General features: G+C 60.0%; 9 protein-coding genes and 1 pseudogene. All 10 read left to right on the top strand.

Translation table 11 applies throughout. The annotated features are described in order from the left end of the window. Nucleotides 1–678: pseudogene (locus H663_RS31990) on the top strand (IS3 family transposase); the annotation flags it as partial. A 126-nt stretch (nt 679–804) separates the two neighbouring features. Beyond that, entirely contained in the window at nt 805–1,938 is a 1,134-nt protein-coding gene (locus H663_RS31985) for an ROK family protein (RefSeq protein WP_240620508.1), read from the top strand. A gap of 8 nt (nt 1,939–1,946) precedes the next feature. Next, the gene (locus H663_RS31980; protein ID WP_053174845.1) at nt 1,947–3,443 is read left to right on the top strand and encodes a sugar ABC transporter ATP-binding protein; all 1,497 of its coding nucleotides are present in this window, start codon (nt 1,947–1,949) and stop codon (nt 3,441–3,443) included. Between the two features lie 7 nt (nt 3,444–3,450). After that, nucleotides 3,451–4,425 carry an ABC transporter permease gene (locus tag H663_RS31975; protein ID WP_240620507.1) on the top strand — a complete coding sequence of 325 codons (975 nt, stop codon included), beginning with the start codon at nt 3,451–3,453 and terminating at the stop codon, nt 4,423–4,425. Between the two features lie 103 nt (nt 4,426–4,528). After that, entirely contained in the window at nt 4,529–5,464 is a 936-nt protein-coding gene (locus H663_RS31970) for a substrate-binding domain-containing protein (RefSeq protein WP_240620511.1), read from the top strand. Between the two features lie 116 nt (nt 5,465–5,580). Next, nucleotides 5,581–6,585, top strand: a complete 1,005-nt coding sequence (locus H663_RS31965; protein ID WP_053174854.1) for a sugar phosphate isomerase/epimerase family protein — start codon at nt 5,581–5,583, stop codon at nt 6,583–6,585. A 5-nt stretch (nt 6,586–6,590) separates the two neighbouring features. Further along, a complete protein-coding gene (locus H663_RS31960; RefSeq protein WP_053174857.1) occupies nt 6,591–7,700 on the top strand; it encodes a Gfo/Idh/MocA family protein in 1,110 nt (369 codons plus the stop codon). 176 nt (nt 7,701–7,876) lie between these two features. After that, a complete protein-coding gene (locus H663_RS31955) occupies nt 7,877–8,098 on the top strand; it encodes a hypothetical protein (protein ID WP_053174860.1) in 222 nt (73 codons plus the stop codon). A 25-nt stretch (nt 8,099–8,123) separates the two neighbouring features. Continuing rightward, nucleotides 8,124–9,572 carry an arginine-ornithine antiporter gene (gene arcD, locus H663_RS31950; protein WP_240620506.1) on the top strand — a complete coding sequence of 483 codons (1,449 nt, stop codon included), beginning with the start codon at nt 8,124–8,126 and terminating at the stop codon, nt 9,570–9,572. 37 nt (nt 9,573–9,609) lie between these two features. After that, nucleotides 9,610–10,827 carry an arginine deiminase gene (locus H663_RS31945; protein ID WP_053174865.1) on the top strand — a complete coding sequence of 406 codons (1,218 nt, stop codon included), beginning with the start codon at nt 9,610–9,612 and terminating at the stop codon, nt 10,825–10,827. Nucleotides 10,828–10,844 lie beyond the last annotated feature (17 nt).

The raw sequence follows: 10,844 nt of genomic DNA, 5'->3' as shown, positions 1-10,844 counted from the left end.
AAGTATGTGTGCAGTGAATCGACGATGTACCGACTGCTCCATTGCGCCCAGCAGATGGGCCATCGCCGCCTGGAGCGTGTGCCGCGCAAGGTGAGCAAGCCGCGCGCATTGGTCGCTACCGAGCCCGATCAAGTCTATTGTTGGGACATTACCTATTTGCCCACTCAGGTGCGAGGAATGCATTTCTACCTCTACCTTTTTGTGGATATCTTCAGCCGAAAAATTGTCGGCTGGCAGGTATTTGATTGTGAGAGCGCACAGCTGGCCGCCGATTTGCTTCGTGATATCTGCGAGCGCCAATGCATTCCCGAAGGGCAGCTCACGGTGCATTCAGACAATGGCTCGCCGATGAAGGGTGAGACCATGCTGGCGACAATGTGGCGCTTGGGTATCACGCCTTCGCGCAGTCGGCCCTCAGTCAGCAATGACAACCCCTACTCGGAATCGCTGTTCCGAACTCTCAAGTTCCGCCCGCAGCTACCTCTGGGGCCCTTTACCGACATCTTGCATGCGCGCCGCTGGGTGACAGATTTGGTCCATTGGTACAACACCGAGCACAGGCACAGCGCCATTCGTTTTGTAACCCCAACTCAGCGCCACGCAGGGCTTGACGGGCCAATGCTTGCAAAGCGCGAGGATGTTTACGCTGCTGCACGACAGGCCAATCCGAACCGATGGTCCGCAACTGCACGCAATTGGCACCCGGTCAACGAAGTCCACCTCAATCCCCATACCCCTAAACCCACGGAGAATAAAAACTTACGAAAACCAGCCTGAACCACCAAAATAAATGCGACAACTAGCTTGAAAACGGCCGGTTCACGCTATGCGTTGTCTGATCGTTTGGCGTTTTCCAAAAGCAAGACAAACACCCTGATCGCGGGATTGTTGGATGTTGGCATGCTGCAAGAGTCTGGTTTGCGCAGATCAACGGGAGGTCGCCCTCCAGAAACGCTCACCTTCAGCCCTGAGCTGGGTGTCTTGATTGGGGTGGACTTGGGGGCTACCAGCATGGACCTTGCCATACTGCGCCCCGACCTCAGCGTTCTGGCGCGACACACCGAGGCCGCCGATGTACGTGCCGGACCAGGCGTGGTGTTGGCGCGTTTACGCCTGCTTCTAAGGCAACTGCTGGCCCAGTGTGGCTACAACGAAAAGCAGGTCATAGCGATCGGCATGGGGGTGCCTGGCCCTGTTGATTTTGAAAGTGCACAGTTGGTTGATCCACCTCTGATGCCTGAATGGGACAGCTTCTCGATTCGCGACTATCTACGTGAGGAATACAACGCCATTGCATTTGTAGATAACGACGTCAACCTGATGGCGTTGGGAGAACTTTGGCGTTTGCAAGGTGGGTTGCAAAACTTCCTGGTCATTAAGGTAGGCACAGGCATTGGTTGCGGCATCGTCTGCCATGGTGAGGTGCATCGCGGTGCCAATGGTTCGGCTGGTGACGTAGGTCATATTTGTGTCGACGTTGACGGCCCGCGCTGCCACTGCGGCAAGCTGGGGTGTTTGGAGGTGATGGCCGCGGCTCCGGCCATCGTGCGCTTGGCCACACAAGCAGCGACCTCAGGCGAAAGCGCTTTGCTCGCAGCCTCACTAGAAGCCAATGGTCTGCTCACGCCGGAGCTGGTGGGGCAGGCTAGCCGCAACGGCGACGCTGCGGCCAACCGCATCATTCAGGAATCGGGCAACCATATCGGGCAAATGCTGGCCTCAGTGGTGAACTTCTTCAACCCCTCGCACGTGTTCATCGGCGGGGGGCTGACGCGCTTGGGGCCACAGTTGCTGGCTTCGGTGCGGCAAAGCGTGTACCAACGTTCGCTTGCCCTGTCTACACGGCACCTGGAGATCCAGTACACACCGCTGGCCGAGCGCGCAGGTGTGGTGGGTGCTGGCGTACTGGCCATGCAAGAAACATTGAAACACCGATAGGCCAAGACATGAGCTTGGAGATTGAATTTCGCGGAACTACCAAGTCCTTTGGTCTGGTACAGGTGCTACACGGCGTGAACTTTGTTTTGCCTGCAGGCAAGGTTCTGGGCCTACTGGGCGAAAACGGCGCAGGCAAGTCCACGCTGATGAAGATATTGGCTGGGTTTGAGTCCGCCACCAGCGGCAGCCTGCTGGTCAACGGCTCAGCCCTGACATTTGCCAGCTCACGCGACGCAGAGGAACAGGGCATTGTGTTGATCCACCAGGAGTTCAGTCTGGCTGAAGACCTCACGATTGCGCAAAACCTATTTCTTGGACACGAAAAAACACGAGGTTGGGGCGGCTTGCTGCTGGACGAAGACACCATGCGGGTTGAGGCGCAGAACGCTATTGCGCAAGTCGGGCTCATCGCCGATGTGAACAACCGGGTGAAAGAACTGATCGTGGCGGAGAAGCAACTCGTGGAGATTGCCCGCGCCTTACTGCGTAAGGCACGTTTGCTGATCATGGACGAGCCCACGGCCACACTCACTCCTACCGAGACCGAGCGCTTGTTTGGCTTGATGCACCAGCTCAAAAGCGAGGGAGTGACCTTGGTCTTTATCTCGCACAAGCTGGACGAGGTGGAGCGCATGACAGACCAGGTAGTGGTGATGCGCGACGGTCGCTGTGTGGCGCAGCAACCCACGGCCAGCCTGAGCCGCCAACAGATGGCCAACCTGATGGTGGGCCGTGAGCTAGCCGACCTCTTCCCGCCCAAGGCCTCACCGCCTGCTGCCACCACTCCGGCGTTACGCGTGCAGGGCCTGAGCGTGCCGGGCTGGGCGCAGGACGTAAGCTTCGAAATAGGCCCAGGGGAAATTCTTGGATTTGCCGGCCTGGTGGGGGCAGGCCGCACGGAATTGTTCGAAGGCATCATGGGCCTGCGTACCTGCAGCTCTGCCACGGTGGAAATCCACGGCAAGACCCAAAACATTCGCAACCCGCGCGACGCAGTGCGCTTTGGTTTGACGTATCTCAGCGAAGACCGCAAAGGCAAGGGGCTGCACGTGCACTTTGGCCTGCGCGAAAACCTGACCCTCATGGCGCTTGAGCGCTACGCCACGCCACTGCTGCAGCCCGCGCTGGAAGATCAGGCGCTGGCCCACGCGGTGGACGAATTTGGAATACGCACGGGTAGCCTGCACATCAAGGCCTCCAGCCTTTCAGGCGGCAATCAGCAAAAGGTTGCGCTAGCCAAAGTGCTGCACCCCGGGCCCAAGGTCGTGGTGCTGGACGAACCCACCCGTGGCGTCGATGTGGGCGCGAAACGGGACATCTATTTGCTGATTCAGAAACTGGCCAGTCAAGGCTTGGCTGTCGTCATTATTTCCAGCGAGCTCATGGAGCTGATTGGCCTGTGTCACCGCGTGGCGGTGATGCGCGCGGGACGGCTGCAAACCGTTCTGGAATCCCAACAACTCAACGAAAAGGAGCTTATCGCCCATGCCACAGGAACCCACTAAAACCACGATGACAGCCAACGCAAGCCAATGGCTTGCCAAACTTCAAGGTATGGGTCCGGTGATTGGCCTGGTGCTGCTCTGCGTGGTGGGCACGCTGCTCAACAACAACTTCGCTACGTTCGACAACATCACCAACGTACTCACACGCACCGCCTTCATTGGCATCATTGCCGTGGGCATGTGTTTTGTCATTGTGTCCGGCGGCATTGATCTGTCGGTAGGCTCCATGGCCGCGCTGATTGCGGGCAGTGTCATCCTTGCTATGAACTACCTGGGGCCGCTGCTCGGTTCTCCAGTAGGAACCGTGGGGTTGGGTATGGCGCTGGCCCTGTTGCTGGGAGCGGCGTTTGGGCTGGCACACGGCCTGTTGATCACCAAAGGGCGCATCGAGCCTTTCATCGTGACCTTGGGTACTCTGGGCATCTTCCGCGCTTACCTGACGTACTTCTCCAACGGAGGTGCCATCACGCTTGACAACGACCTCACCGACATCTACAGCCCGGTGTACTACGGCAGCATGGCGGGTATTCCCATTCCCGTGTGGGTGTTTTTGGCCGTGGCGTTGTTGGGCGGCCTCATTCTGAATCGCACCACCTTTGGGCGCTATGTCCAGGCGATTGGCTCCAACGAACAAGTGTCGCGATACGCTGCAGTGGACGTGGACCGCACCAAGGTGCTGACCTATGTGCTGTTGGGCGTGTGCGTGGGCATTGCCACACTTCTATATGTGCCACGGCTGGGCTCAGCCTCGCCCACTACGGGTCTGCTTTGGGAGCTGGAAGCAATTGCTGCCGTGATTGTGGGCGGCACCGCGCTCAAAGGGGGGGCGGGCACCATCACGGGCACTGTGGTGGGAGCCGTGCTGCTCTCCGTGATCAGCAACCTGCTCAACCTCACCAGCATCCTCAGCGTCTACCTCAACGCTGCAGTGCAAGGCTTCGTGATCATCGCTGTGGCATTCATGCAGCGCAGCAAGAGATGACAAGCCCCGCGCTCCCCTCATTTCCCCAACCACAGCAACAGCTGTTTTTCTCAACCTGCAACCGGAGATATCTGAAATGAAAAAATTCACACGCAGACTCGCAATGACCGCCATGACCCTTGCGACATTGGCCAGCACTACCAGCTTCGCTGTGGAGAAAGTCGTGCTGGGCGTATCCATTCCGGCCGCGACGCACAGCTTCATGTCAGGCGTGGTGTTCTGGGCCAACAAGGCTAAGGCCGATCTTGAAAAAGCCAACCCCGGCCTGCAAATCATCGTCAAAACGGCCAGCGGCTCTCCTGAGCAGGCCAACCAGCTGCAGGACTTGCTGACCGTGAATAAGATCAACGCGCTGGTGGTGTTGCCGTTCGAATCCGCAGCCCTGACCAAGCCCGTGGCCCAGCTCAAGGGCAAGGGCGTGTACGTGACAGTGGTGGACCGTGGCCTCACAGATACCAGCGCGCAAGACGCCTATGTGGCACCCAACAACACCACCTTTGGTCAAGTGCCTGCCGCTTATATTGGCAAGGCATTGGGCGGCAAGGGCAATGTGGTGGTGTTGCGCGGCATTGCCTCCAACTTGGACAACGAACGCAACGACGCCTTTAACACTGGCCTGAAGGCCTTCCCCGGCATCAAGGTGTTGGACGCCAAATACGGCAACTGGAACCGCGACGATGCGTTCAAGGTCATGCAAGATTACCTGACCCGCTTCCCGCAGATTGACGCGGTGTGGGCTGCGGACGACGACATGTCGGTAGGCGTGCTCAAGGCTATCGACCAGGCCAAGCGTACTGACATCAAACTGGTATTCGGTGGTGCCGGTGCCAAGGGTTCGATCAAGACCTTAATGGACGGTAGCGATGCCCGCATCCAGGCCAACGTGTCATATTCGCCCAAATTCATCTACGACGCAGTGAAGATGACCGCAGAAGCCCGCCTGAAGGGTGCCAAGCTGCCTGCAACCACCATCATCCCGTCGGTGCTGATCACGAAGGAAAACGCGAAGAACTTCTATTTCCCAGACTCACCTTTCTAAGGCATCTGGTGTTTTATTGAAGAAAGAGGCCTGTAGCCCTCGTTGGTGTGCGCAAACAGCTATCAAAACCATAGCCAACTGACTCAGGCTTTCTCTCCCATTTTTGGAGCTTCTACATGGCAAGAGCTGTCACCTTGTTCACCGGCCAATGGGCCGACCTGCCCTTGTCCGAGCTAGCCCCGTTGGCCCAATGCATGGGTTACGACGGCCTGGAACTCGCCTGCTGGGGCGACCATTTCAATGTGCAGGAGGCCCTGGCCTCCCCCATGTATGTGCAAGACAAGCGAGACCTGCTGGCGCGTCACGGCCTGCAGTGCCTGGCTATTGGCAACCACCTAGTGGGTCAGGCTGTGTGCGATTTGATAGATGAACGTCACCAGTCCATACTGCCGGCCCATGTGTGGGGCGATGGCGAACCCGAAGGCGTGCGTCGCCGCGCTGCTGCCGAACTGCAGGACACCGCTCGGGCCGCCAAGAAGTTGGGTGTGAGGACCGTGACCGGATTTACCGGCTCGTCCATCTGGCATTCCATCTACGCTTTCCCACCCACCAGCCAGGCCTATTGGGACAAAGGCTTTGTTGACTTCGGCACGCGCTTCACGCCCATCCTTGATGTATTTGAGTCGGTGGACGTGAACTTTGCGCTGGAGGTGCACCCCACCGAGATTGCGTTTGACATTGCCACCAGCCAGCGCGCGCTGGCCGCGGTGAATCAGCACCGCCGCTTTGGCTTCAACTTCGACCCCAGCCACCTGGCCTACCAGGGGGTGGACTACATCCGCTTTCTGCGTACCTTCCCCGAGCGCATCTACAACGCGCATATGAAGGATGCCTGGTGGGGTAAGGGAGACGGCACCGTGGGCACATTTGGCGGCCACACCAGCTTTGGCGATGCGCGCCGGACTTGGGACTTTCGCAGCGTGGGCAGAGGCATGATCGATTTCGAATCCATCATCGTCGCGCTGAACGACATTGGCTACGCCGGCCCGCTGAGTGTGGAGTGGGAAGACAGCCGCATGGACCGCGTGCACGGCGCCACCGAGAGCGCAGGATTCTGCAAGCGCCTAGATTTCAAACCGGCTACCGGTGCGTTTGATGCCGTATTCGCCAAAGATCAATAAGCTCTATGACACTTGCTCACACCTCACGCCGCCTGCGCTATGCCATGGTGGGTGGCGGCCGCGACGCCTTCATCGGTGCCGTGCACCGCAAGGCTGCTGCGCTGGACGGCCAGATTGACTTGGTAGCCGGTGCCCTTTCCAGTGGCCCCGAGAAGGCCCGCGATTCTGGCCGAGACCTGTTTCTGGCCGATGACCGCAACCATGGCAGTTGGCAAGAGTTGCTGGCTGACGAGCTGCGACGCAGCCCAGAAGACCGAATCGACTTTGTGTCCATCGTCACTCCCAATCACCTTCATTACCCTATAGCCAAAGCCTTTGTGGATGCAGGTTTCCATGTCGTTTGCGACAAACCACTGGTGCACACCAGCGCGCAAGCTTTGGACCTGCAAAGAGCTGTTCAACGCCAAGGTCAAGTATTTGCAGTGAGCTACAACTACACAGGCTATCCCATGATCCGCCAAATGCGCCATATGGTGCAAAGTGGTGCCATTGGCAGCGTACAAAAGGTCGTGGTCGAATACCAACAAGGCTGGCTCGCAGGTGCTGCTGAATCCAGCGGCAGCAAGCAGGCAGCGTGGCGGGTAGACCCTGCGTTGGGCGGTATTGCAGGTGCCATGGGTGACATTGGCTCCCACGCCGAAAACCTGCTCACCACCGTAACCGGACTCACCATAGAGTCCCTGTGCGCAGACCTAAGCACCATGGGGGCCGGACGCACGCTAGACGACGACGCGAGCATTTTGCTGCGTGTTCATGGCACCGAAGGCAGCCTCAGTTGGTCTCAAGAAACCCCTAACCAACTATGGCACTCGGCCATTGGTGCGCCCGCCTCAGTCCTTACAACAGCATCCCATGGTCTATGTGAATCCGCAATGAAAGCGTCGCGCTTGCCCGCGGGACACCCCGAAGGCTTCATTGAGGCATTTGCCAATATTTATCTAGGCGTAGCTGAAGACATTCGTGCACGGCTGCAGGGACTACCCACGACGCCCGCGGCTGCCGGCTACCCCCAGATTGACTCCGGGGTTAGAGGAGTGCGCTTCATCGAGAAGGTGGTTGAGTCCGCGTTGAGTTCCAACAAGTGGACGTTGCTGACAAGCCATACTGACGCTTAGGTCTCACACCAACCCCAAAAGAGGCATTGACGAAGAACAGTTCGATGTTGCCGCCGAGTTCGCTTGCAGGGCGCTCCCCAATGGCACCACAAACCAGAAACCATGGGTTCGACAGCGAACAGACCGAGGGCAGCCAGGGCGCTACCTTGACTCTTTCTTCGCTTCTTGGAGTGTGCATGCTGATCACGAACGTCCCCCTCAACGACGGCCTCATCCGGCAGCTGATGCCCATCCAAGACAAGCCAGACGTGGTGCCGATCACCATCGCCTGTGAGTTGCAAAGTGGGCTGGACGGATCACCTGCACGCGGCGGCATCTCTGTGCGTCTTTTGGCAAGCACCACCCCTGAAGTGGCGCTGGTCTTAGCGAGTACGGTGCTGGCCAGGTCAATGGGCTGAGTCATCAGCAGGCTTAATGGGACGAATGAATAGCCCAGAAGCCATACCTCATTCATCACCAGCAGCGGGCCCTGCCAAGCTGGGCCTGGGGCTGCTGGTGGCGCTTGTGGTTGGCTCCATCATCGGCAGCGGCATCTTCGGTCTGCCGCAGAACATGGCTGCGGGTGCGGGAGCGGGTGCCATCCTGATTGGGTGGACTGTCACCGGCATCGGCATGCTGCTGCTGGTGCGCGTGTACCAGATGCTTTTGCTGCGCAAGCCCGAGCTCGACAACGGCGTCTACGCTTATGCCCGTGCGCTGTTGGGCGAGTATGTGGGCTTCAATTCCGCCTGGGGCTACTGGGTCAGCGCCTGGATTGGCAACGTCGGCTATCTGGTGGTGGCCTTTGGTGCGCTGGGCTACTTCTTTCCGGTGTTTGGCACAGGCAATTCGCCTGCGGCGATCGCTGGCGCTTCTGTGGTGCTGTGGGGCATCCACTTCATGGTGCTGCGCGGCATTCAGGGCGCCGCAGTGCTGAATGCGGTGGTCACTGCGGCCAAGATCGTGCCGCTGCTGCTGTTCATCGTGCTGGTGGCCATGGCCTTCCAGGTCGACACCTTCCGCCTCGACTTCTGGGGTGATGCACAGCTCGGCTCGGTCATTGACCAAGTCAAGAGCACGATGCTGGTGACGGTGTGGGTATTCATCGGCATCGAAGGCGCCAGCGTGTATTCGGCGCGAGCTAGGAAGCGCGAGGACGTGGGTCGTGCCACTGCCATCGGTTTCCTGATCTGCCTGCTGCTGCTGATGTCAGTGTCGCTGCTGTCGCTGGGCGTGTTCACCCAGCCCGCGCTGGCGGGGCTGAAGAACCCGTCCATGGCCGGTGTGCTGGAAAGTGCCGTCGGCACCTGGGGTGCCATGCTGATCTACGTCGGCCTGATCGTCTCGGTGGGCGGTGGCTTCCTGGCCTGGATGCTGTTGGCCGCCGAGTCGCTGTTCACGCCAGCCATGGGTGGTGTGATGCCCAAGTGGCTGGCACAACCCAACAGCAAAGGCGTACCCGCCAACGCGCTGTGGCTGACCAATGGCATGGTGCAGTTGTTCTTGTTGTTGACGCTGTTCTCCAAGGCTTCTTACTTGGCGTTGATTTCGCTGGCGACTGCGATGATCCTGCTGCCGTACCTGTTCAGCGCAGCCTATGGTCTTTCGCTGGCTTGGCGGGGGGAGGGCGTCCAGACGGCCCGCCGCCGCAGCGACACGCCCGTTGCTGCACTGGCCACGCTGTACTGTGTGTGGCTGCTGTACGCCGCAGGCTTGAAGTATTTGCTGCTGAGCGCCTTGCTCTACGCACCGGGCGCGCTGCTGTACGCCTGGGCCAAGCGACAGCGCCACGAGCGCGTGTTCACGGTCTGGGAGTGGGCGATCCTGGCCGCGCTGGTGGCGCTGGCGGTCGTGGCGGCCATGTTGCTGGCCACAGGAAAGCTGGGTCTATGAGCACGCTCTTCCTTCAAGCCTACAGAAAGTCAATCTCATGAGCTCAGGCGTGCATTCCGAAGTCGGCCGTTTGCGCCGCGTGCTGGTGTGCCGACCCGGGCTGGCGCAGCGGCGCCTGACGCCTGCCAACTGCCGTGAACTGCTGTTTGACGACGTCATGTGGGTGTCTCAGGCACGCAACGACCATGACTCCTTCACCAATGCGATGCTCAACCGCGATGTCGAGGTCCTGGAGCTGCACGATTTGCTGGCCACTGTCGTGGCCGACCCGGTGGCCCGCACCTGGCTGCTCGACCGCAAACTCGACCCGGGCACTGTGGACATCGAGCTGGCCTTGCAGCTGCGCCCCTGGCTGGAAGGCCTGCCGCCCATGCACCTGGCCGAGCACCTGATCGGTGGTCTGGCCCGCGCCGAGCTGCCGTTTGAGCCCGAGGGTCTGCTGGCTCGGTTTTCCTCGGCCACCGATTTCCTGTTGCCGCCCCTGCCCAACACGCTGTTCAGCCGCGACAGCAGTTGCTGGATCGGTGAAGGCGTGGTGCTGTGCCCGATGTACTGGCCCGTGCGCCGACAAGAGACCTTACTGACGGCCGCCGTTTACCGCTTCCACCCGCTGTTCACTGGCAAGGTCACCACCTGGTGGGGAGACCCCGATGAAGACCACGGCGGCGCGACGCTGGAAGGCGGCGACGTGATGCCGCTGGGCCAAGGCGTGGTGATGGTGGGCATGGGCGAGCGCACCTCGCCGCAGGCTGTGAGCCAGCTGGCGCGGGCGCTGTTTAAGCGCGGTGCCGCCACACGCGTGCTGGCCGCACAGATTCCCAAATCGCGCGGCGCCATGCACCTGGACACTGTGTTCACCTTCTGCGACGTGGACTTGGTGACGACCTTCCCGGAAATGGTGGACACCATCCGCGTTCACAGCCTGCGGCCTGGCGAGCGCGAGGGCAGTCTGGACGTGCGCACAGAGACAGGGTCTTTTCTTGGCGTCGTGGCCTCTGCCATGAACCTGCCGAAGCTGCACGCGGTAGCCACCGGCGGCGACGCTTGGCAAGCCGAACGCGAGCAATGGGACGACGGCAACAACCTGCTGGCACTGGCGCCTGGCGTGGTGATCGGCTATGCGCGCAACACGCACACCAACACCTTGCTGCGCAAGGCCGGGGTCGAAGTGATCACCGTCTCCGGCTCCGAACTCGGCCGTGGGCGCGGCGGCAGCCGCTGCATGTCGTGCCCGATCGAGCGCGACGCGCTCTGACCTTCCATCCCCTGACG

The organism is Limnohabitans planktonicus II-D5 (genome assembly GCF_001270065.2).
GTDB classification, from domain to species: domain Bacteria; phylum Pseudomonadota; class Gammaproteobacteria; order Burkholderiales; family Burkholderiaceae_C; genus Limnohabitans_A; species Limnohabitans_A planktonicus.
This window is presented reverse-complemented; position numbering and strand designations above follow the sequence as displayed.